Annotated in this window: 23 protein-coding genes; 9 read left to right on the top strand and 14 right to left on the bottom strand. The window is 59.3% G+C overall.

Annotated elements, in window-relative coordinates; all coding sequences use genetic code 11:
- Positions 1-28 precede the first annotated feature (28 nt).
- Positions 29-1,204, bottom strand: a complete 1,176-nt coding sequence (locus AC2A6O_RS09245) for a glycosyltransferase family 4 protein (protein WP_498926562.1) — start codon at positions 1,202-1,204, stop codon at positions 29-31.
- An 85-nt stretch (positions 1,205-1,289) separates the two neighbouring features.
- Here AC2A6O_RS09245 and AC2A6O_RS09240 point away from each other — a divergent pair, with 85 nt between their 5' ends.
- Complete coding sequence (locus AC2A6O_RS09240; RefSeq protein WP_498926561.1) at positions 1,290-2,075, top strand: alpha/beta hydrolase; 786 nt, start codon at positions 1,290-1,292, stop codon at positions 2,073-2,075.
- A 22-nt stretch (positions 2,076-2,097) separates the two neighbouring features.
- Here the strand turns inward: AC2A6O_RS09240 and AC2A6O_RS09235 are convergent, their stop codons facing one another.
- The gene (locus AC2A6O_RS09235; protein WP_498926560.1) at positions 2,098-2,739 is read right to left on the bottom strand and encodes a DNA-3-methyladenine glycosylase family protein; all 642 of its coding nucleotides are present in this window, start codon (positions 2,737-2,739) and stop codon (positions 2,098-2,100) included.
- A 126-nt stretch (positions 2,740-2,865) separates the two neighbouring features.
- Between AC2A6O_RS09235 and gluQRS the strand changes: the two genes are divergently transcribed.
- Entirely contained in the window at positions 2,866-3,750 is an 885-nt protein-coding gene (gluQRS, locus tag AC2A6O_RS09230) for a tRNA glutamyl-Q(34) synthetase GluQRS (protein ID WP_498926559.1), read from the top strand.
- 9 nt (positions 3,751-3,759) lie between these two features.
- Here the strand turns inward: gluQRS and AC2A6O_RS09225 are convergent, their stop codons facing one another.
- On the bottom strand, positions 3,760-4,734 hold the full coding sequence (locus AC2A6O_RS09225; protein ID WP_498926558.1) for an AEC family transporter: 975 nt from the start codon (positions 4,732-4,734) through the stop codon (positions 3,760-3,762).
- 174 nt (positions 4,735-4,908) lie between these two features.
- Between AC2A6O_RS09225 and AC2A6O_RS09220 the strand changes: the two genes are divergently transcribed.
- The gene (locus tag AC2A6O_RS09220) at positions 4,909-6,072 is read left to right on the top strand and encodes a hybrid sensor histidine kinase/response regulator (protein ID WP_498926557.1); all 1,164 of its coding nucleotides are present in this window, start codon (positions 4,909-4,911) and stop codon (positions 6,070-6,072) included.
- 11 nt (positions 6,073-6,083) lie between these two features.
- On the opposite strand, the gene map is transcribed toward AC2A6O_RS09220, so the two are convergent.
- The 3 genes from map to AC2A6O_RS09205 all read right to left on the bottom strand — a co-directional run bounded on the left by map (position 6,084) and on the right by AC2A6O_RS09205 (position 7,857).
- Positions 6,084-6,854: a type I methionyl aminopeptidase gene (gene map, locus AC2A6O_RS09215; protein WP_498926556.1), complete on the bottom strand. Its 771-nt coding sequence runs from the start codon at positions 6,852-6,854 to the stop codon at positions 6,084-6,086.
- Between the two features lies 1 nt (position 6,855).
- The gene (locus AC2A6O_RS09210) at positions 6,856-7,062 is read right to left on the bottom strand and encodes a ParD-like family protein (RefSeq protein ID WP_498926555.1); all 207 of its coding nucleotides are present in this window, start codon (positions 7,060-7,062) and stop codon (positions 6,856-6,858) included.
- A gap of 117 nt (positions 7,063-7,179) precedes the next feature.
- Entirely contained in the window at positions 7,180-7,857 is a 678-nt protein-coding gene (locus tag AC2A6O_RS09205) for a 2-hydroxychromene-2-carboxylate isomerase (protein WP_498926554.1), read from the bottom strand.
- An 81-nt stretch (positions 7,858-7,938) separates the two neighbouring features.
- Between AC2A6O_RS09205 and AC2A6O_RS09200 the strand changes: the two genes are divergently transcribed.
- The gene (locus tag AC2A6O_RS09200) at positions 7,939-8,799 is read left to right on the top strand and encodes a phosphatase PAP2 family protein (RefSeq protein WP_498926553.1); all 861 of its coding nucleotides are present in this window, start codon (positions 7,939-7,941) and stop codon (positions 8,797-8,799) included.
- 13 nt (positions 8,800-8,812) lie between these two features.
- Here the strand turns inward: AC2A6O_RS09200 and AC2A6O_RS09195 are convergent, their stop codons facing one another.
- Positions 8,813-9,106 (bottom strand): hypothetical protein, encoded by a 294-nt coding sequence (locus AC2A6O_RS09195; RefSeq protein ID WP_498926552.1) that lies wholly within the window; start codon positions 9,104-9,106, stop codon positions 8,813-8,815.
- An 89-nt stretch (positions 9,107-9,195) separates the two neighbouring features.
- The gene (locus AC2A6O_RS09190) at positions 9,196-9,654 is read right to left on the bottom strand and encodes a low molecular weight protein-tyrosine-phosphatase (protein ID WP_498926551.1); all 459 of its coding nucleotides are present in this window, start codon (positions 9,652-9,654) and stop codon (positions 9,196-9,198) included.
- A 135-nt stretch (positions 9,655-9,789) separates the two neighbouring features.
- Between AC2A6O_RS09190 and AC2A6O_RS09185 the strand changes: the two genes are divergently transcribed.
- Entirely contained in the window at positions 9,790-10,089 is a 300-nt protein-coding gene (locus AC2A6O_RS09185; protein ID WP_148583702.1) for a 4a-hydroxytetrahydrobiopterin dehydratase, read from the top strand.
- A gap of 31 nt (positions 10,090-10,120) precedes the next feature.
- On the opposite strand, the gene AC2A6O_RS09180 is transcribed toward AC2A6O_RS09185, so the two are convergent.
- Positions 10,121-10,354, bottom strand: a complete 234-nt coding sequence (locus tag AC2A6O_RS09180) for a sulfurtransferase TusA family protein (protein ID WP_498926550.1) — start codon at positions 10,352-10,354, stop codon at positions 10,121-10,123.
- A 245-nt stretch (positions 10,355-10,599) separates the two neighbouring features.
- Between AC2A6O_RS09180 and AC2A6O_RS09175 the strand changes: the two genes are divergently transcribed.
- Positions 10,600-11,151, top strand: coding sequence for a DUF924 family protein (locus tag AC2A6O_RS09175; RefSeq protein ID WP_498926549.1), 552 nt, complete (start codon positions 10,600-10,602; stop codon positions 11,149-11,151).
- A gap of 199 nt (positions 11,152-11,350) precedes the next feature.
- On the opposite strand, the gene AC2A6O_RS09170 is transcribed toward AC2A6O_RS09175, so the two are convergent.
- Together AC2A6O_RS09170 and nudI are read right to left on the bottom strand one after the other, a co-directional pair.
- A complete protein-coding gene (locus AC2A6O_RS09170) occupies positions 11,351-12,829 on the bottom strand; it encodes a methyl-accepting chemotaxis protein (RefSeq protein WP_498926548.1) in 1,479 nt (492 codons plus the stop codon).
- A 635-nt stretch (positions 12,830-13,464) separates the two neighbouring features.
- Complete coding sequence (gene nudI, locus AC2A6O_RS09165; RefSeq protein WP_498926547.1) at positions 13,465-13,896, bottom strand: nucleoside triphosphatase NudI; 432 nt, start codon at positions 13,894-13,896, stop codon at positions 13,465-13,467.
- A 657-nt stretch (positions 13,897-14,553) separates the two neighbouring features.
- On the opposite strand from nudI, the gene AC2A6O_RS09160 reads away from it, so the two are divergent.
- Positions 14,554-14,892 carry a P-II family nitrogen regulator gene (locus AC2A6O_RS09160; RefSeq protein ID WP_006938248.1) on the top strand — a complete coding sequence of 113 codons (339 nt, stop codon included), beginning with the start codon at positions 14,554-14,556 and terminating at the stop codon, positions 14,890-14,892.
- Positions 14,893-14,912: 20 nt separating this feature from the next.
- The gene (locus AC2A6O_RS09155; protein ID WP_498926546.1) at positions 14,913-16,277 is read left to right on the top strand and encodes an ammonium transporter; all 1,365 of its coding nucleotides are present in this window, start codon (positions 14,913-14,915) and stop codon (positions 16,275-16,277) included.
- A gap of 364 nt (positions 16,278-16,641) precedes the next feature.
- Here the strand turns inward: AC2A6O_RS09155 and AC2A6O_RS09150 are convergent, their stop codons facing one another.
- Complete coding sequence (locus tag AC2A6O_RS09150; protein ID WP_498926545.1) at positions 16,642-17,325, bottom strand: HAD family hydrolase; 684 nt, start codon at positions 17,323-17,325, stop codon at positions 16,642-16,644.
- Between the two features lie 70 nt (positions 17,326-17,395).
- The gene (locus AC2A6O_RS09145) at positions 17,396-18,220 is read right to left on the bottom strand and encodes an ABC transporter permease subunit (RefSeq protein WP_498926544.1); all 825 of its coding nucleotides are present in this window, start codon (positions 18,218-18,220) and stop codon (positions 17,396-17,398) included.
- Between the two features lie 446 nt (positions 18,221-18,666).
- On the opposite strand from AC2A6O_RS09145, the gene AC2A6O_RS09140 reads away from it, so the two are divergent.
- Positions 18,667-19,152 (top strand): hypothetical protein, encoded by a 486-nt coding sequence (locus AC2A6O_RS09140; RefSeq protein WP_498926543.1) that lies wholly within the window; start codon positions 18,667-18,669, stop codon positions 19,150-19,152.
- Between the two features lie 8 nt (positions 19,153-19,160).
- Here AC2A6O_RS09140 and AC2A6O_RS09135 read toward each other — a convergent pair whose 3' ends face one another.
- On the bottom strand, positions 19,161-20,048 hold the full coding sequence (locus tag AC2A6O_RS09135; protein ID WP_148583764.1) for a cation diffusion facilitator family transporter: 888 nt from the start codon (positions 20,046-20,048) through the stop codon (positions 19,161-19,163).
- Positions 20,049-20,111 lie beyond the last annotated feature (63 nt).

Genomic DNA, 20,111 nt, shown 5'->3' with positions numbered 1-20,111 from the left:
CTGAATATGGCGGCTGCGCTGGCTGACATCACTTGCCCAGCAGGTCGGCATAAACGCCGAGCGTACGCTCGCACATGGTTTCGACAGAGAAATTCTTGCGGACGTGGGCGAGCGCCCGGTCCGCAACTTTCTTTTTCTCCTCGTCGCTCTGGCTCAGCACCTGGATGATGCTGTCCGCCAGGGCCTGAGGGTCACCAGGCGGTACCCGCCATCCAGTGCGGTCGGCTTCAGGCGTATCGGGCGGTGCGAGAACGGTTTCGGGCACTGCTCCGAGATCGGAGACGATCACCGGAACCCGTGCGGCCTGTGCCTCCACGGCCGCCCGGCCGAAAGCCTCCGGTTCAACCGAGGCGATGATCGCGATATCGGCCAGCGCCATGGCGGCGGGAACGTCCGCGCAATGTCCGACGATCCGGACCTTGTCCTGCAGGCCGTTGTCCGCAACCAGCTTTTTCAATTCCGCCAGATAGCCGTCGCGCCCCTGGGGGTCGCCTGCGAGGATCGCAATCGGGTCGGTCAGGGTCTTGTCTTTCAAGAGTGCCATCGCCTCGATCACGATACGTTGGCCCTTCCAGGCGGTCAGCCGGGCCATGTTGATGAGGATCGGCCGTCCGGCAGGAATGCCCCACTGGTCCTTCAGCGCCTGCAGCCGGAGAGCGCTGACGTTTTCCGGCAGAAGCCCCTTCAGATCGGACCCGCGCTGGACGACGGTGATCTTGCCTTTTGCAAACGGGTGTCGCTCTTCGATCAGCCTGCAGATGAAGTGCGAATTGGCGATCACCGCATCGCCCCGGGCCATGACCGAATTGTACCAGCCTTTGAGTGCGTTCGATTGATTATAGGTGCCGTGGTAGGTGGTCACGAAGGGTGTTTTGGTGCGCCGTGCGGCCCAAAGGCACGACCATGCCGGGGCCCGGCTGCGGGCATGCAGCAGGCTGACCTTGCGCATGGTCACGATGTCCGCCAGCCTCGCCGCGTTTTTCCAGAGGACAGCCGGGTTCTTCGATTTGACGGGCAGGACGATATGTTCTGCGCCAAGCGCTTCCAGTTCCGGTACCATCTGGCCGCCCTGGCTTGCAACAAGCGCCTTTCCTCCCGCCGCGACTACCGCTTTGGCCACATCAAGCGTCGTGCGTTCAGCGCCGCCGGAGTTGAGATCCGGGATCACTTGCAAAATCGTGGTCTCAGCGGGCAGATGAACCAAATCGGATCTCCGGTGAACTGGTCAAGGCGGGGGTGTCCGTGCCAAATGGCAGGACGGAAACAACTATCAGAATGAGAGCCTTAATATGGGTGAGTCCGAACCGCAATTCATCCAGGTTGGAAAAAAGGATGCCAGTCGCCGGATTGCCGTGCGGAAAACCCCGGGTTCCGCGGAAGGTTCTGCGCCGGGCGTCCTTTGGTTGTCCGGCTTCAAGTCGGATATGTCCGGCACCAAGGCCGAGGCCCTGGCAGAGGCGGGCGAGCGAAACGGACAGGAGGTTGTCCGGTTCGACTACTCCGGCCATGGCCTGTCGGATGGTGATTTCGAGGATGCCTGCGTTTCCGACTGGCTGGAGGAGGCGATTGCCGTTTTCGACGCCTATTGCCTGGGCGAGACCATCTTGGTCGGCTCCTCCATGGGCGGCTGGATCGCCTTGCTGCTGGCACTGGCCCGCAAGGGCTGTGGCCGGATCAAGGGTCTGGTGCTGATCGCTCCAGCGGTCGATTTTACAGAGGAGCTGATGTGGAAACAGCGCTTCAGCGACGAGATCCGCTCTACCATCCTTGCGGATGGGCGCTGGGAACAGCCATCAGCCTACAGCGACGCGCCCTATGTGATCACGCGCAAGCTGATCGAGGACGGGCGCAAACACCTTCTGTTCGGAGCACCGCTCCATCTTGGCGCTCCCGTCACCATCCTGCAGGGCGCGCAGGATCCGGATGTGCCGGAAAGCCACGCGCGCCGTCTTGTCGACGCCTTGCCGCTGGATGATGTCATCTTTTCGCTGGTACCGGACGGCGACCATCGTCTGTCCCGGCCACAGGACATCGACCTTCTGCTTCGGGCGGTTGGGGAGATGTCTGCCGGATAGGGGCGCTTTAGGCGTCCAGTCTCTAAACCGGCAGGCTTTCCCGTCCCTGTTTCTTCACCTTGTACCAGGCCCAGAACAGGCGGGCGGCGATGGCGCGGTGTGGTGACCAGGCTTGCGCGATAACGTCGAGATCCTTCGGTGCTGGGCGTTCGGTAAGCCCGAGAGAGTCCTGAACCGCCACCTGCAGGGCAAGATCGCCGCTCGGGAAGACGTCCGGATGCCCCGCACAAAACAGCAAGAAGATATCGGCGGTCCAGCGGCCGATCCCCTTGATCTCGCATAAGGCGCGGTGGGCTTCCTCCGCGGGGGCTTCCGCCAGATGCGTCAGGTCGAGGCCTTTGTCGCAAGCTGCCGTCAATGCGCGCAGGGTCCGTATTTTCGGTCGCGACAGGCCGGCGCCAGCCAGGTCTTCATCGGTGAAACGTGCCAGGTTTTCTGCCGTCAGAGGGGAGATCAGCGCCTGGAGCCGTGCGAAGATGGCCGTCGCGCTGGCAACCGACACCTGTTGACCGGTGACAATCTGGGCAAGGCCTTCGAAGTCCGCCGCACGGCGGCGCAGGGGGACAGGGCCCGCCGTTGCGGAAATCTCCCGCAGACGAGGGTCGAGACGGATCAGGGACTCAAGGCCGGTTTCGATATCTTTTTCGGTGGCAATCGGCATCATGCGGCGGGTCTGGTCCGAAAATGTCTGAGGCTGCGGTTTGAGACTGTCTCTTGCGCGGCAGCATGGGAATGATAGGTAGGACTTCACCCATCGGCCCGTTCCGCGTCAACAGACTTTGCAGATCTCATGACCCAACCCGTGTTCCGCTTTGCTCCTTCGCCCAATGGGCACCTGCATGTCGGCCATGCGTTGTCGGCGTTGTTGAACGCGCGCGCCGCCGTTGCCCTCAGCGGGAGGTTTCTCGTGCGGGTGGAGGATATCGACCAGACGCGCTGCACGCCGGAGCTTGAGCGGGACATGTTCGAGGATCTAGCCTGGCTGGGCGTGCCGCTCAATGAGCCCGTGCTGCGCCAGTCAGACAGTTTCCCGCAGTACCGGGCGGCGCTGGAACAGTTGCAGGACATGGGGCTGGTCTATCCCGCCTATCTGACGCGCGCAGAAATCAAGGCCTATGTTTCCAATGCTGAGGCTGATGGACAAAGCTGGCCACGCGATCCTGACGGGGCACCGCTCTACCCGGGGGATGCACAGGTCCTGCCGCCGGAGGAGCTCAAGCGCCGGGCTGCCAGCGACGCGCCGTTTTCACTGCGTCTCGACATGAAACGCGCGCTTGCAAAGATCGGCGTTACGCTGACATGGCAGGAAACGGGGGCGGAAGGCGATGCGCTGTTCGCCGAACCGGTCGCCGTGCCGGTCGATGCGGCAGCCTGGGGCGATGTTGTGCTTGCCCGGAAGGACACGCCGACCAGCTATCATCTGTCTGTTGTAGTCGATGATGCCAGGCAGGGCATAACCGACGTCTTGCGCGGACAGGATCTCTATCATGCCACTAGCGTTCACAGGGTCTTGCAGGTGCTGCTTGGTCTGCCGTCGCCGGTCTACCGGCATCATCGGCTGATCCTCGGCACGGACGGGCGCAAACTGTCGAAATCCAGCAAAGACACCAGCCTGAGGTCGTTGCGGGAGGCCGGGATGAGCCACGCTGAGCTGCGCAAGCGCGTCGGGCTTTAGGGTGTGGATTCAGCGCAGGCTCATGCCGAACCAGTGGTCCAGGAACCAGATCCACAAGCTGGTCGACACGATGGCGCAAAGCGTGGTCGTGGTGATCGCATTTGCGGACATGGAATGGCCGGTGCCATAGCGGTTGGCGAAAATATAGGCGTTGACGCCCGTGGGGCAGCTTGCCGTCAAGGTCGCAACCGCCGTCCACAAGGGCGGCAGGTGGAATACGAAGGCCCCAACCGCGAAAACGACGATCGGCATGAGCAGCATCTTGATGACGCTGAGCAGCAGGCCTGGCACAATGTTGCCGCGCATGCCGTATTGCACGAGGCTCATACCCAGTGACAGCAGGGCCAGAGGCAGGGCCGTTGCGGCGACGCGGCTGAGCACGTCAAGGGCGATCTCCGGCAGGTTCAGTCCAGTCAGCCGCCAGAGAAAGGCGGCGACAATGGTGACGACAAGCGGGTTTTTCACCAGGCTTTTTCCCGCGCCCATCAGCAATTGGGAGGTGGGGGGAGAGGTCGTGCCATTGTCGATTGCCGCCGCCCGTTCCATCGTCACTGCCATCAGCACCGTCATCGTGGCCAGGTGGATCGAGATGATCAGCAGCAGCGGAGCAAGGCCTTTGTCGCCATACACCGAAGCCACCAGTGGCAGGCCGACCAGAACCGTGTTGGCGAAAGCGGCGGAAATCCCGCCGATTGCGCTTGCCCTGGCATCGCGGCCGAACACCTTTCGAATGATCAGCGACCCCAGAACCCATGCAAAGCCGACACCAATGAAGTAAGTTGCCCAAAGCGCCAGCGGTACGCCCGCGCTCAGGTCTGCGCTGATCAGCGTTCGGAAGATCAGCACCGGAATCGCCACCACGTAGACGAACTGCCCCAGAGCTTCACTGACGCTCTGGGCAAGGATGCGTGTTTTGGCGAGGCAGTAGCCGATGCCAATCAGAAGGAATACCGGGGCGACGATCGTAAGTGTTTGTGCAAGCATCTAAGCAGCAACCCGAAGGCTGTTTCCGGTTTTTGGGACAGGGCATTGGTGGATGCCGGTGTGGATGGACAGCGGCCACACGGCAAGGTAAGCAGAATTTCGACCAACTTGGCTTTTTGCCGCTTGTCTGGCAAGCCCGGTTGAGCCCCGTTCAGGCGAAGGAACTCTGGCCGTATGGCAAATCATGACGAGGACAGCGTCAAACTTGCGCTTCTGGCCCACGACCTGAGAACGCCGCTTGCCGCCATGCGTCTGACCGCGGAACTGATCGGAACCGGCCCTTTGAACGGGACGCAGAAGGAGCAGTTGTCGATCCTGATTCGATCCATCGACGCCTTGACGCAGATGACGGGCGAACTGGTCACTGCCGCCGAACCGGGATCGCACGGTGAATTGGCATCTGCCCGGATCGCCGACGTCGTCACGGAAATTGCCGATCTTTTCAAGGTGGCGGCCGAAGCGAAAAACCTGACCCTGACGGTTCGGATCGACGAGGGGGCTGGCGAAGCGGTGACCTTCAGCGGGGGGACATTGCGCCGTGTAATCACGACCTTGCTGGACAATGCGGTGAAATATACCGCCGAAGGTGGTGTCACGGTCGAGGTTCGGGCAAGCGGCGGCGATGCTAACGAGACGCCTGGCCAGGCCGAGCCGTCCTCCATTCTGATTTCCGTTGCCGACAGCGGGCCCGGCATCGAGCCGGAGGAAGGCGCGCGGCTGTTCCGACCCTTTGTGCGGGGCCGGCATGGCCGGGAAACCGCGCCAGGAACAGGCCTTGGCCTATGGGGCACGGCGCAATTCGTCAGGGACATGAACGGCCGGCTGACGCTGGAGCGTTCGGAAACCGGCGGCAGCCGGTTCAATGTTGAAATTCCGCTGCTTGCAGGTGTTGACGGTCCGATGCAGCTCGAGGTCCAGCCGACCGGGACAGCGGCGGCAACCGCTGGTGCTTCCCCCGCCGGGCCGCTGTCGGCGCATGTGCTTATCGTCGATGACAACGAAACCAATTGCCGCCTGCTGGCGGCGCTGCTGGAATCCTTCGGCATTTCGTCAGAGGCTGCCAGATCCGGCGAACAGGCGGTGGATCTTGTTCAGAAAACCGACTTCGGTGCCGCTCTGCTCGATCTGCATATGCCCGGCATGAGCGGTGTTGAAACGGCTGTGGCACTTCGCGCTCTTCGCCCGGATCTGCCATTGATCGCCGTCACGGCAGCGCTGGAATCGGTTGGCGACAAGCGCCTGCGTGAGGCCGGTTTCCGGGATGTTCTGACAAAACCGTTGTCGCCCGCTGCTCTTTTCGAGGCGATGAAACAGGCCAGCGGACGTAGCGCAGGTTAGGGGGGAGAGCCCTAGCCTGTCAGGGCTGTTTCGCCGGGGCGCAGGGTCAGGACCTCGACGCCATCGGCGGTGACCGCAACCGTGTGCTCGAACTGTGCGGACAGTTTGCCGTCTCTGGTCACCACCTTCCAGCCGTCGTCTTCGGTCAACACTCTGCTGGTGCCCTGATTGATCATCGGCTCGACAGTGAAGACCATCCCTTCGCGCAGTCTCATGCCGGTTCCGCGCCGCCCGAAATTCAGGATGCTGGGTTCTTCGTGCATTTCCCGGCCGATGCCGTGGCCGCAATAGTCGCGAACCACCGAGTAGCCGTTCTTCTTGGCGTGCTTTTCGATCGCGTAGCCGATGTCGCCCAGATAGGCTCCGGGGCGGACCTGTCCGATCCCTTTCCACATTGCTTTCTGCGCAACGCGCACCAGACGTTTTGCGGCCGCGCTGGCGTTTCCAACCACGTAGGTCTTGCTGGAGTCGGCAATGAAACCGTCCTTTTCCAGCGTGATGTCGAGATTGATGATGTCGCCGTCGCGGATGATCTCGTCCTGATCGGGAATGCCGTGGCACACGACCTGATTGATTGAGCAGTTCAGGACATACTCGAACCCGTATTGCCCCTTGCTGGCCGGACGGGCGGCAAGATCTTCGGTTATGAAGCGCTCCACGATGTCATTGACGGCAAGGGTCGACAGGCCGCAAAGGTCGAGGTTATCGAGCATCTCGAAAACGGAGGCGAGCAATTTGCCCGAGTTGCGCATGAGGTCCAGTTCTTCCGGGGTCTTGACCATGTCAGGCAACCGCCGCATTCGCTGAAGGAACCTGTGCTGCTTCGAGCTGCATTTTCACGATGTCGCTGTAGGAGAGGGTCGGGTTGGCCTCTGCCAGCATGCCGATCTTCATCCAGTATTCGGCCTGCGCATTGATGGAGCGGCACATGACCGTGCTGGCCCGGCGCACCTGCTCGTGCAGGTCTTCATCGATCTTGACGATGCCCATGAGTGTCTCCTGAGATGAGCGAATATATAAAACGTATACGTTTCGTATATATTCCGTAGTCAAGGGTCGTGCAAGTCGGTATATCGATGGAGTCTCGGAAAGGTCGTGAGGCGGGCCTCAACTGTCTGTCGCAGCCATATTTCCAGCCGATTCAAGGGCATGTTCCAGACGGTCGTCCCCCCAGTAAAGCTCACCGTCCGGAAGGACGAAACTTGGGGCGCCAAAGATGCCCAGTTTCTCCGCCTCAGTCACGGCGGCACGCAGGCTTATCTTGGTTTCCCGGCTGTGCGCGGTTTCCAGAACCTGCCTGGCCGGAGCGCCAGTTTCCAGAAGCAGCTCTGCCATCAGGCTTTCGTCGGCAATGTTCAGCCCCTGTCCGAATTCGGCGATATAGACCGCCCGGGTAAAGGCGCCAATCCAGGGCTGGTTCTGGCTTCCATGTGCAATGCGGGCGGCCAGCAGGGAATCCTGCGGAAAAGGCGAGGGCATGGTGAGCGGCAGGCCGTAGCGTTCGCAGAGCCGTTCCATGTCGCGCCACATATTGAGGCCCTTGGCGGGGTAAAGATTGAACGGGGAGGTTGCCCAGCCCTGTTTCTTGAAAATGGGCCCAAGCAGAAACGGCCGCCAGGCAATGGTAACGCCGTAGTCGCTCGCCAGTGTTTCGATCCGCATGGCCGAGAGGTAGCTGTAAGTGGATGCAAACTCGTACCAGAATTCCACCACCGGCTTCTGGTCCTGCTGCAATGACACAATGTTCGTGCCTGTAGGGGCCGCGGGCGGCTGACTATTTTTCACATTCCGCAACTCCGTAAAATCTGACCCGGCCGGTGTCAGTAAGGGATTGGACTGGACCATTGGATGCGCTAAAGAGCAGCCATGTCGCAGCCCCGTCAGCAACAGCATAATCCCAACACCGGCTTGAGCAAAACTGCCAAGTGGTGCGTCACGCATTCGATGCTTTGTACCGGGCTGTACATCTGTCTTGTGTCGCTGTTTTTTCTGGCCTTTCCCGGCGTCGATCTGTGGGCGAGCGGGCTTTTCCATTTCGGCGCTGAAGGCTTCAAGGCCGAAAACATCGCGTTTTTGCGCGATGTCCGTCATCTTGGGCCGTTTCTCGTCCGGGTGATCGCCATCGCGTGCGTGGCGGTTTTGCTCATCAAGCTGCTGGTGCCGGGCCGCTCACCGTTGATGCCGCTGCGCCAGCCGGTGTTTCTGCTCTCCACGCTGATCCTCGGTCCGGGTGTGCTGGTCAATCTGGTCCTCAAGGACAACTGGGGCCGCCCGCGGCCTCGGTCGGTCGAGATATTCGGCGGTGACTTGCCCTATCAGCCGGTCTGGAAGATCTCGAGCTATTGCGACAAAAACTGCTCCTTCGTTTCCGGCGAAGGCTCGGCTGCCATGTGGCTGGTGGCAGCGGTTGCCTTGCTTGTGCCCGCGACCTGGCGAAAGGGAACTCTTGCCTTTCTGATCCCGCTCGGCCTGATCCTGTCGGCCAACCGGGTCGCCTTCGGCGGTCACTTCCTGTCTGATACGCTGTTGTCCTGGGGCGTAACGCTGCTGCTGATCCTTGCGGTCCATTATCTGCTGTATCGCAAGACGCCGCCCCTGGTGAGTGATCGTCAGCTCGATGAATGGTTCACCGTGTGGGGACGGCGGCTGCAGAACGTCTTGCAAGGGCTGGCATCGCGGGGGCGGCGGACGCTCCGAAGGGTCGGCCAGGCTCTGTCCGAACGCTGAACGTTCTTGTTCTTTATTTCTTGCGTGGTCTTGTCCGTTTCAGGATGCGGGCAAAGCGCAGGGGCGAGCGGTCCTCCACCCAGATGATAGCCGCATTGAGCGGCGGCGTCTTGCGCCTGCGGCTTCGCAGCATGCGCGCAGCGCTTCGGCTCGTCCCGACGATGACAATCATACCGAGCGCAAGCAGCGGAACGCCGGTCGGGATCGGCAGCCAGACCGTCGCCAGTCCGGCCAGGATCAACGCAGCCGCGAGAGACCACCACAGAATTTTCATTTTCGTGCCAAGGAAGCCATGCAGGTCAGACACTCTTACATCGGTGTCTGAGACGGATTTATGAACCTGGGCCCGGCAATTCCCCGTCACTCAGTCTTTTCGGAAAAAAGATCCAGGCTGCATCACGCGCCGGCTGTCAGATCCCGCAGGAGCCGTTCACCTCCGGTCCGCACAAGCTGGTACACTTTTTCAAAGCCGTCCGGTCCACCGTAGTAGGGGTCGGGAACGTCCTGCGGCGGTGTGTTCAACAGAAGCTGCAGGCGGGCGGAGCCGGTCTCGCCCATACGCTTGAGGGCTGCGAGATTGTCACGGTCCATGGCAACAATGGTCTCGAAAAGGCGGAAGTCTTCAGCCTTCACCTGGCGGGCCCGTTGAGAAGAGATGTCGATGTGGTGCTGCGCTGCGATCTCGATAGAGCGCGGGTCCGGCGGGTTGCCGATGTGCCAGGCGCCGGTTCCTGCGGAATCGATCTCGAACCTGTCTTCCAGGCCTGCTTCGCTTACGATGGTCCGGAAGACGCCTTCCGCAAGCGGTGACCGGCAGATGTTGCCAAGGCAAACGAAGAGAACGGTTTGGGGCAAGGGAGTTATCCTTTGAACAGTCGCAAGGCGGATGCTGCGGGCCCGCCTTCGGGCTGACACAGAACTGGACTAAATGCACAGCAGGCGCACGGCTTGCTTTCAAGCGGGGCCGTTACGCAAAACAAGGAGGATCATATGGTTGAACGACTGAAGCCGGAAGACCGGGCAGCCGGACTGAACGACTTGCCGGATTGGCACATGTGCGAAGACCGGGAAGCAATCTCGAAATCCTTCAAGTTTCAAAACTTTCGCGAAGCATTTGGCTTCATGGCGCAGGTTGCGCTGGTGGCGGAAAAGATGAACCATCATCCCGAATGGTTCAATGTCTACCGCAGCGTCGATATCACGCTGTCGACCCATGATGTCGGCGGGCTGAGCAAACTGGATCTTCAGCTTGCGGCGGACATCGACAAGATTGCCGGCAAGATGCAATGATCCTTTGGGCCGGTTGCCGAGCGCCTTTCGCCTAGCTGCCTTTGGTCAGCACGAACCGGTGACCGCCCTCGACACGTTCTGCCTCCAGCAGGGTGTGGCCCTGTTCGTTGCAGAAATGGGGGATGTCGATTTCCGCCATCGGGTCGGTGGTCAGCACTGTCAGTTGTTCGCCGCTGGCGAGCCCGGTAAGGGCCTTGCGGGTCTTGAGCACAGGCAGCGGGCATTTCAGGCCCTTCAGATCGAGTGTCGTTCCGGTCGTCAACACAGTCTCCGTGAAAGTGGCCGTTCCAGCCGGGACAGGGTGTTCCCTTTGTATGTCATACATACAAGAATGGATCGTCAAAACCAGTTTGATTTGCGGGAACCGGCAAGGCGCAGGCATGCACATCGCTGATGTCCGGATCGGATGCCGGCAGCGTCCGGCCTTGCGGTGCGTTGACAGCGGGCAAGGGAAGCTGGCAGGAACGGACTGTACCCGTTTCACCGTTTCCTCTTTCGGAAGTTGCCCTCATGACAGACCTGCCGATCACTTCGTTCGATGTCCTCGATTTCTGGTGGCAGGCCGGTCCGGAAAAATGGTTCGCCAAGAGCGACAAGTTTGACAAGCGGTGCCGGGACAGGTTCCTGCCAGCCATCGAGGATGCGGCCGAAGGCAAGCTCGATGCCTGGGTCGAGACGGCCGATGGCGCGCTCGCTCTTCTCATTCTGCTCGATCAGCTTCCGCGCAATGTCTTCCGGGACAGCCCCAAGGCGTTCCGCGCGGATCCGAAGGCGGTTCAGATTGCCGAAATCGCGCTTGATCGCGGTTTTGACAGGGCTTTCCCGAAGGAAGCGCGCAGCTTCTTCTACCTGCCGTTCGAACATTCAGAAGACATGGCTCACCAGGAAAGGTCTGTCGATCTTTGCCGGGTTCTCGGAGACCAGCAAACCTACCACTACGCCCTGATCCACCTCGACGTCATTCGACGCTTCGGCCGCTTTCCCCATCGCAATGACGTTCTCGGCCGGCAATCGACGCCCGAAGAAATCTCCTACCTGAAAAGCGGCGGGTTCTCGGCCTGAGGGCCGTGCGGCGGAGCGGATATCGATCTTGCAGCTCCCGCTCCAGCGACCATCACGTTCGAAGGAGCCGTACAGACGCTTGCGGGCGGTGCATGGCTGGGCTTTGAGCCTCACCACGAAACAACCGCCCGCCTGATGTATCAAACGCGTCTGTTTGGTCGCGCAGCCTTTCTCCGTGGAAGGTTCCGCGCGTGTTCGCCTACAGCAAAGACTGGGAAGCCTGTCGGACGTTCTGAGTGGAAGCGTCGATCTGTGCGGTTGCCGAAGAGATGGACTGCATGTTGTTGGTGATCAGTTCAACTCCTTGAGCTGCTGCCTGCATGTTCGACGAAATGTCGTTCGTGACGGCGGCCTGTTGCTCGACCGCCGACGATATGCTGGCTGCTATCTCGCCGATGCTGTTGATCACATCCATGATATTCGAAATCGCGGTCACCGCATCGTCTGTGGTTTCCTGAACGGAATTGACCTGTGTCGAGATTTCTTCGGTTGCCTTGCTGGTTTGCGAGGCCAGGCTTTTGACTTCCGAAGCGACAACAGCAAAGCCCTTGCCGGCTTCTCCCGCACGCGCGGCTTCAATGGTGGCATTCAACGCCAGAAGGTTGGTCTGGTTTGCGATGCCATCGATGAGTTCGATCACGGACCCGATGGTCTTGGCATCTTCTGAAAGCCCGGACATGATCTGGCTGGACCGCTCGGCTTCGCCAACGGCCTTGTTGGACACATCTAGCGCAACCTGAACCTGACGGCTGATCTCCTGAATGGAGGCCACCAGTTCTTCAGAGGCTGCGGCAACTGTCTGAACACTGGAAGACGTCTGCTCGGAGGCGGAGGCCGAGCTGGTCGCTTGTTCTGTCGTCTCTGCAATTGCCCGAGCGATTTCCTCAAGGTCGGCATCGATTTCGCGTTGTGTGTTGATGCGTCTGTGACGCTCGCGCACCTGTGCAGTCACGTCGGTGGCGAATTTCACCACTTTGTAAGGGCGGCCAGCCGCATCCATGATCGGGTTATAGGTTGCACGGATGTAAACTTCCTTGCCGCCTTTGCCGATCCGCTTGAATTCATCAGCCTTGAACTCACCATTGGCGAGATCCTGCCAGAAGCGCTTGTAATCCGGGCTGTTGCGGAATTCCGGCTCAACGAACAGGCTGTGGTGCTGGCCCTTTATTTCGTCGAGCGTGTAATCCATGACAGACAAAAAGTTGTCATTGGCATCGAGGATCTTGCCTTCGAGATCAAATTGAATGACCGCCTGAGACCGGCCGATCGCGTTGACCTGGCCAAGATAGTCGGCGTTCCGGCGCTTCTGCTCCGTAATGTCGGTGGCAACCTTGACCACTTTGACTACATTGCCCGAGCGGTTCTTGACCGGGTTATAGGATCCTTGAATCCACACTTCGTCACCGTTCTTGGAAAACCGCAAGAATTCTGACGACCAGTATTCACCCTGCGCGAGCTTGTTCCAGAAGTCTCGATAGTCAGAGCTGTTTGCATACTCTGCATCGACAAACATCTTGTGATGCTTGTTCCGGATTTCTTCAAGCGTATAGCCCATGAGGCGTAGGAAGTTTTCATTCGCTGTCAGGATTGTCCCGTCCGGTTTGAACTCGATAATCGCTTGGGACTGGCCGATTGCGTCCAGCGTCGCCTGACCTGCGTTGTCTAGAATTCCCAGCATTCTTGTTGTTTCCTACCCTTAAACCTGTAGCGATAAATTTAAACGCGGTGACCTTAAACAAAAGTTACGCTGGGGTAGAGCTGGCCGTATATGTTTTGTGAAACCCTGCTTAAATCAAATATCATTTTCAACGAAACCGACAAAAGCTAGAATTTACAAGACTTTCGGTGCGTGTTTTGGTTTTGGACTGCGGCTTCTAATAACTGTACGTAATCACACGTATATTTTAGACTTAAGTCGAGATCCTATGGCGTGAAATGCCAATTTATCTACTTAATTCGACAACTATGAAGCTCCTGAAAGTAAGAAAGCGTTCATACTTGTGGCAAGGCGGCTGTGCCCTGATGGGCCGGGCCTAATTCAGGTTGAAATCTCGCGGGAAACAGCCGGGGTTTGGGCCCGGTTCGGGCAGATGTGTCGGCGTGAAAGCGGCCGTGAGCGGGTCCGCTTCCTTAGCCGGCGTGCCGGGAGGGCGCTCTCCGGCAAGAAACCCGACAACTTCCCTATCGTTTCGACGGTGTGTGACGTTTCTTCTGACCTAGCAGGGGTGACGCCGCATCGGGATGTGCCGCGACTGTGTCGGGTTCTTCTTTCGTCCGGTCATTGCAAAAGGGGCGGACGTGCTGCCGTTTCCTCTATGAGGGGAGCAGGCCCTTGGCCTTGAGTGTCACGCGCGTTGCTTCATTGAGATCGTATTTTTCAAGATCTGCGGGAAGAACCCAGGCATGGTCCTCGAATTCGTCGTTGATGGAAACGGCGCGGTTGGAGGCTTTGCAATCGAAGATGAGATAGATCATGTAAATCTCTTCGGTCGTGCCATCCGGATAGGTTTTTGTTCGGATATCGTCCCTGAAGGTCCAGGGCTGCACCGTTTCGATGGTCAGATCGGACCCCAGTTCTTCCGAGATTTCCCGAAGCAGCCCCTCCGTGATCTTTTCGCCTTGTTCAAGGCCGCCACCGGACAGGGCCCATTGGCCCGGAAAGACGCCCCGATCGCTTGGCATCTTGCACAGAAGGTACGCGCCTTCATTTTCGATCAAAGGGCAAACAATAATTCTCTGGCGCATGGCTTTCTCGATTTATCTGAACATTCGAGGAGTTTTTGGGGCTGAAATCGCGGCAAGGTCCGCCCAGGGAATAAGGCGGCTCTCCAAGTATGGCGGCAATGCCCGGCCATCTCAAGCGGTCCAAAGCCCTGTTGGCTGCAACTCCATTTCTTTTGGCTGCATTCCTTGTTGAAATGTGCAGCTCCGGGGGGGGCGACGTCGCGGCCTTGGTGTCGGCGGGATTGCGGGCGTGGTGTTCAATGCGGTCTGCTGCTGTCGGGCGGTCGCGCGCATCTTGTTGCAGTGCGAGTGCTGAATTTTTATGCGCCTGAAGGCCGTTTTCTGAATATGCCTAAATTGCAATCATTGAATCGGTATTTGTTTAAAATTTAGGCAAAAAAGCTGCCTGAAAACTCGTCATCTCATTTTGGTCACAAAGGGCTCTCCGGTGTTTTTTGCGCTGCAAAACCGCAGGATTCTGCGAATCGACTTCTAAAAAAGCAAAGTTGGCACGGTCCTTGATTATCAGGCTTCGACACCGCCCGGGCCACGGCACGTGGTGAAGCCGAAGACCTGAGAAGATCCTTCCAGAGGGGACAGAACCAGGCGCAGTTTCCGGGGTGGTTGGCCGAGCTTCTTCGACGGGAAGGGGCGCTAAGAAGGGGAATGGAACGAGCAATGAAAATAGTGATGGCCATCATCAAGCCGTTCAAGCTCGACGAAGTGCGCGATGCCTTGACCAGCATCGGCATCCAGGGGCTGACGGTGACTGAAGTGAAAGGCTATGGCCGCCAGAAGGGGCACACCGAAATCTATCGCGGCACCGAATATGCCGTCAGCTTCCTGCCGAAGCTGAAGATTGAAGTCGCTGTGGATGCCGCCTCCGTCGACAAGGTGGTCGAAGTGATTTCCGGCGCTGCCAAGACCGGCCAAATCGGGGATGGGAAGATCTTCGTCCATTCGATCGATCAGGTCGTGCGCATCCGCACCGGCGAAACCGACGCCGAAGCTCTGTGATTTAGGTAAGGAAACGTATCATGAAAAAACTTGTCGCTAAGGGCGCGGCGTCGCTGGCTCTGCTGAGTCTCACGGCTCTGCCGGTGCTCGCGCAGGATACCGAGGCTGCAGCCGCTGCTCCGGCCGCGGTTTCTCCCGAGGTTGCCTACATCTTCAATACGCTGCTGTTCCTCATCGGCGGTTTCCTGGTCATGTGGATGGCCGCTGGCTTTGCCATGCTCGAAGCCGGTCTCGTTCGCTCCAAGAACGTGTCGATGCAGTGCCTGAAGAACATCACGCTTTATGCAATTGCGGGCCTGATGTTCTGGATCACCGGTTACAACCTGATGTACACCGGCGTTGATGGCGGTTTCATGGGCTCCTTCGGCCCGTATGCGTTTGACGCCGTTGGCGGCGACGCACTCGACACCGGTTACTCCACGGCGTCCGACTGGTTCTTCCAGATGGTCTTCTGTGCGACCACCGCGTCGATCGTGTCCGGTACGCTTGCCGAGCGCATCAAGCTGTGGCCGTTCCTGGCCTTCACCGTCATCCTGACGGGCATCATCTACCCGATCACCGGTTCCTGGGAATGGGGCGGCGGCTGGCTCAACGGCGAAGCCGTGAAGGCTATCGGCGGCGCCGAGTTCTCCGACTTTGCCGGTTCGACCCTCGTTCACTCCGTCGGTGGCTGGGCTGCTCTGGCCGGTGCGGTTATCCTGGGTGCCCGTAAAGGCAAATACGGTGCGGACGGTTCCGTACATCCGTTCCCGGGTTCTTCCATGCCGCTCGCAACCCTCGGCACGTTCATCCTGTGGCTGGGCTGGTTCGGCTTCAACGGTGCGTCCCAGCTTGCTATGGGCACCATCGGTGACGTTTCCGACATCTCCCGCATCTTCGCCAACACCAACATGGCTGCTGCCGCTGGTGTCGTCGTCGCGGTCATCCTCACCCAGATCCTCTACAAGAAGGTCGATGTGACCATGGCTCTGAACGGCGCTCTGGCTGGTCTGGTTGCCATCACGGCTGAACCGCTTGCACCGAGCGTGTGGATCTCCGTCTTCGTTGGCGGTGTCGGTGGTGTGATCGTGGTCTTCGCGGTTCCGATGCTCGACAAGCTGAAAATCGACGACGTTGTCGGTGCCATCCCGGTTCACCTGCTCGCAGGTATCTGGGGTACGCTGATCGTGCCGCTGTCCAACTCCGACGCTTCCTACCTCACCCAGCTGATCGGTATCGTGTCCATCGGTGTCTTCACCCTGGTCGTGAGCTCCGTGATCTGGTTCGTCCTGAAGGCCACCATGGGTATCCGGGTGTCCGAGGAAGAAGAAGCTCTGGGTCTCGACAAAGTCGAAGTCGGAGTGGAAGCCTATCCGGAATTCGGTATCGGCTCCGGTCGCATGTAAGGCGACCGGCCGAAAATATCTCCCAGGCGGTCTATTGGCTCAGACCGCAAACTTGGAAAGCCCGGGGGTAACCCCGGGCTCTTTTTTTGCCAGATCGCCGTTTGCTTGCGACGCATCCAAAAGAATAAGCGAATGATCGGACATCAACCCGATTGCGTGACGGAAATGACAAGCCGACTTTTCGTCTCGACACCGGTGGCTCTGTCCCGCGTTTTTCCCTGCCCGCACTTGCAAAGGCAATTCCAGTGATCATCGCCGGTTGTATTGCCAGGCGGCGTGCCGGGTAACGGCGCGCGGGGGGCTTGGGGGCATAAGGAGTTCGGCCTGAACTCAAGCGGGAAAGCAGGCTGGAATTCAGTCAGGCTCAGGCAGCGGGGCTTTCACCGCGCAGCAGACCGGCAAGGTTGTCGTGGCTGTCCACCACCTTGTGGGCCCCGGCAGCCAGCAATTGTTCGCAATGGCCATCATGACAATGGCCGCCGCCGACAAATCCCCACACGGTCATCCCGGCGGCAAGGCCCGCCTTCACGCCGTTGACGCTGTCCTCCACCACAAGCGCGGCTTTCGGGTCGACGCCCAGTTTGTCAGCTGCGAACAGGAACAGGTCAGGCGCCGGCTTGCCGTTGGCAACCTGCTCGCCAGAATAGATATGCGGTTCGAAATAGGGAAAGAGCCCGGTGTGCTGCAGCTTGTGGGTCAGCCTCTGCAGACGGGAGGAGGAGGCGACGGCGCGCAAGCCGTCATGCGCTTCCAGCAATTGCTTGATGCCGCTGATTTCCTCAAGTTCCCGGTCCATCCGTTCCTTGGTGGCCGCGTCCAGCTCGGGTCCGAAGGTTTCAGGCAGCGGGCCCTTGCCCAATGTCTGGTAGTCCCGGTCGAGCGCTGCCCAGAAATCCGTGCTGCCAAGCCCCTGGAACCGGTCCATATAGTCGTGAAGCTCATATTTCAGGCCTATCCGGGCCAGGTGCTCGCGCTCGACCTCGACATAGATGATTTCCGAATCCACCAGAACGCCGTCACAGTCGAACAGGATCGCTTCAAATGCCATGGATGAGGGGCCTTTCGGGTGTTCCGGGATAATCGAGGAAGGGGCTGCCGGGCATCAAGCCCGGTCGTTGTCAGTGTGAGCCGTCGAACAGGCCTTTAACGACTTGACGTTGAAACAATATGACAAGCAAGGCTGGTGGCACAAAGGCGAGCACTGCCAGCATCAATCCCCGCAGGCTCGAATTGCCGAAAAACTGCATGCCGCGCACCAGCGTGTAGCTGCTCTCGTCGGACGTGATTATCACTGGCCACAGGTACTGGTTCCAGCCGTTGACGAACATTACCAGGAACAGGGCAGCCGCCGTTGGAAGGGACAGGGGCACCAGAATGTCCTTGAAGAACTTCAAGGGGCCGGCACCGTCGATCCGGGCCGATTCCAGCAGCGCGTCCGGCACTGTCATCAGAAACTGACGGAAAAACAGCGTACCAAGACCGGAGGCCAGCAGCGGCAGGATCAGGCCTGCACGCGTATTGACGAGGCCGAGTTCGGTGGTCACGGCGTAGGTTGGCAAAAACCGCGATTCAAGTGGCAGCAGCAGGGTCAGCAGCAGCACGGCGAAGATGGCGCTGGCAAACCGGACGCGGAAATAGATCAACGCATAGGCCGTCATGAGGGACAGAACGACCTTCAGCGTTGCAAAGCCTGCCCCCAGAAGGAAGGAGTTCCACATCATGGTCAATGCCGTGACATCACCGGAAAAGCCTGCGCCCGCCTGCAGAAAGTTTCCGTAGTTTTCCAGCGCGTTGCCGCCCAGATCGAGCCTCGGCCGAACCGGTCCACCCTCATGGGTGGTCGCGGCAAAGATCGAATAAACAGGCAGCGTCATCAGGAGTGCGCCGCCAATCAGGATCAGGTGATCAACAAGCTGGGCATGCCAGCGCCGCCAGTTGGGCATATGCGATTGGTTCCTCAAATCGATCCGAAGTAACCGGGGTTCGTATGCTGCGGGGCCGGAGCACTGGGGTCAACTTCGCAAGGGGGTACACCGGTGAAGATACCTGGTGCGCAACCGTCTATGCGGGCTCGCTGCCAATGGGACGGCGACGATCGCCGGGTGCAGAGTATTATGGATAGTCACAGGCAAGGGCAAGCGGGATTTCGGGCGGTTTGCCGACGCTTGCAGCCCAAATTTCGCGTCCTGGTGCAGTACAAAAAAAGATTGATTAGTGACGTAGCGTATCGAAAGTCTACGGGTAATCAGGAGCTTTAATGCTGGTTGCTGTGTGAATTGTGAAGTGTCCAATTGGTGACAAGCCGCAGGCCTTCTGGCAGTTTTTCGATGTAATACAGAAAATACGTCTTTTAGGAGATCGTCTTTCACACTGGTGCTGGGGGAGCGCTATGGCTCGGATACTTCTTTATAACGGTGAGCTTGGATTTTTGACACGGGGCTATATGGGCGCGCACGGCGGCTACAGCTATTCCTCGACTGAGGAAATTCTGGGCCATCTGGTTCAAAATGCGCCTTCCAATGGTTTCAGTGTGGTTGAACTGGTCTTTCACAGTGGCGTTCCCGGTCAGGTAACCCTGCTGGATGCCGACTGCATTTCAGGCTTTACCGCGGCAAGCGCGGTCGGCCGCGTTATAAATGGTTCCGGGATGGAGAATTTCTGGAGAACGCTCGGGCAGTATGTCCGGCCTGGTGGCGTTCTTTCACTGAATGCATGCTCGATCGCGGAAGGGCGCGCGGGCGCGCATCTGCTGCAGTATCTCAGTCGCCTGATCGGCAGTGGCAAGCGGGTATGCGGTGGGCTGGGCGATCAGACGTCCGGCGTTTACGAGTACAACAACCCGTCACTGATGCGCGGCTATCCCTACTATTTTTGAAAGCTGGCCTACAGCACCACAATGCCGGAGTGCTTGGCCTTGTGTTCCGGTTCGACGTGAATGGTAATTCGTGCTCCGGGCACATCGTCAACGATGGCAAGTTCGATGCGGTCGCAGATCTCATGTGCCTTGTCCACCGACATTTCGCCCGGCACCACCAGGTGAAAATCGATGAAGGTGGATTTGCCGGCAATGCGGGTGCGCAGGTCGTGCGCCTCCAGTGCGCCTTCGCCATGTTCGGAAATCAGAACGCGGATCTTGTCCAATACGTCTTGCGAGGCCGCTTCGTCCATGAGGCCGCCGACGGATTCCTTGACGAGCCCCCAGCCGGACCACAGCACGGTCAGGCCGACGAGAACCGCAAGCGCGGGATCCATGACCTTCCAGCCGGTGAGCATCACCAGCACAACGCCGCCCAGGACCCCCACGGAACTGGCGACATCCGTCATCAGATGCTTGCCGTCGGCAATCAGGGCAGGTGAGCGTGCGTGTTTGCCGTATTGCATCAGGTAACGTGCCCAGGCGCCGTTGATCAGGGCGGCAAGCAGGTTCATGCCGATGCCGGCGGGAGAATATTGCGGGCTTTCCCCACTGACCAGGCCGAGCCATGCCGCGCGGAAAATCGACAGGGCGGCAAGCACGATCATGACGCCGACGAGGACCGCAGCGAAATACTCTGCCTTGTCATGGCCATAGGGGTGGTTGTTGTCGGCCGGTTTGGCCGCGAACCAGACGGCAGCAAGCGTTGCGATAGCGGAGGCAATGTTGACGATGGTTTCCAGCGCATCGGAATAGAGCGCTACGGATCCCGTCAGCAGATAGGCACCGATCTTCAGGCCGAGAACAGCCACGCCGACGATGATGCTCAAAAAGGCAATCCGAAGCCTGCGCTTCAATTTCATGCGTTCCCCCAGGACCGATTCGCTTCGCCGGATGAGGGCAAAGCAGAGAACGTAACC

The organism is Labrenzia sp. ATLA3 (assembly GCF_057180185.1).
The sequence above is the reverse complement of the archived record's forward strand: the minus strand, read 5'-3'. Positions and strand labels throughout refer to the sequence as shown.

What these genes read in the sequence shown, in the direction of transcription:
- AC2A6O_RS09145 (WP_498926544.1), bottom strand. Translation starts at nt 18,220, where the DNA reads ATGCCCAACTGGCGGCGCTGGCATGCCCAGCTTGTTGATCACCTGATC.
- AC2A6O_RS09185 (WP_148583702.1), top strand. Translation starts at nt 9,790, where the DNA reads ATGGTTGAACGACTGAAGCCGGAAGACCGGGCAGCCGGACTGAACGAC.
- AC2A6O_RS09200 (WP_498926553.1), top strand. Translation starts at nt 7,939, where the DNA reads ATGTCGCAGCCCCGTCAGCAACAGCATAATCCCAACACCGGCTTGAGC.
- AC2A6O_RS09220 (WP_498926557.1), top strand. Translation starts at nt 4,909, where the DNA reads ATGGCAAATCATGACGAGGACAGCGTCAAACTTGCGCTTCTGGCCCAC.
- AC2A6O_RS09155 (WP_498926546.1), top strand. Translation starts at nt 14,913, where the DNA reads ATGAAAAAACTTGTCGCTAAGGGCGCGGCGTCGCTGGCTCTGCTGAGT.
- map (WP_498926556.1), bottom strand. Translation starts at nt 6,854, where the DNA reads ATGGTCAAGACCCCGGAAGAACTGGACCTCATGCGCAACTCGGGCAAA.
- AC2A6O_RS09150 (WP_498926545.1), bottom strand. Translation starts at nt 17,325, where the DNA reads ATGGCATTTGAAGCGATCCTGTTCGACTGTGACGGCGTTCTGGTGGAT.
- AC2A6O_RS09210 (WP_498926555.1), bottom strand. Translation starts at nt 7,062, where the DNA reads ATGGGCATCGTCAAGATCGATGAAGACCTGCACGAGCAGGTGCGCCGG.
- AC2A6O_RS09170 (WP_498926548.1), bottom strand. Translation starts at nt 12,829, where the DNA reads ATGCTGGGAATTCTAGACAACGCAGGTCAGGCGACGCTGGACGCAATC.
- AC2A6O_RS09240 (WP_498926561.1), top strand. Translation starts at nt 1,290, where the DNA reads ATGGGTGAGTCCGAACCGCAATTCATCCAGGTTGGAAAAAAGGATGCC.
- AC2A6O_RS09140 (WP_498926543.1), top strand. Translation starts at nt 18,667, where the DNA reads ATGGCTCGGATACTTCTTTATAACGGTGAGCTTGGATTTTTGACACGG.
- gluQRS (WP_498926559.1), top strand. Translation starts at nt 2,866, where the DNA reads ATGACCCAACCCGTGTTCCGCTTTGCTCCTTCGCCCAATGGGCACCTG.
- AC2A6O_RS09160 (WP_006938248.1), top strand. Translation starts at nt 14,554, where the DNA reads ATGAAAATAGTGATGGCCATCATCAAGCCGTTCAAGCTCGACGAAGTG.
- AC2A6O_RS09225 (WP_498926558.1), bottom strand. Translation starts at nt 4,734, where the DNA reads ATGCTTGCACAAACACTTACGATCGTCGCCCCGGTATTCCTTCTGATT.
- AC2A6O_RS09235 (WP_498926560.1), bottom strand. Translation starts at nt 2,739, where the DNA reads ATGATGCCGATTGCCACCGAAAAAGATATCGAAACCGGCCTTGAGTCC.
- nudI (WP_498926547.1), bottom strand. Translation starts at nt 13,896, where the DNA reads ATGCGCCAGAGAATTATTGTTTGCCCTTTGATCGAAAATGAAGGCGCG.
- AC2A6O_RS09175 (WP_498926549.1), top strand. Translation starts at nt 10,600, where the DNA reads ATGACAGACCTGCCGATCACTTCGTTCGATGTCCTCGATTTCTGGTGG.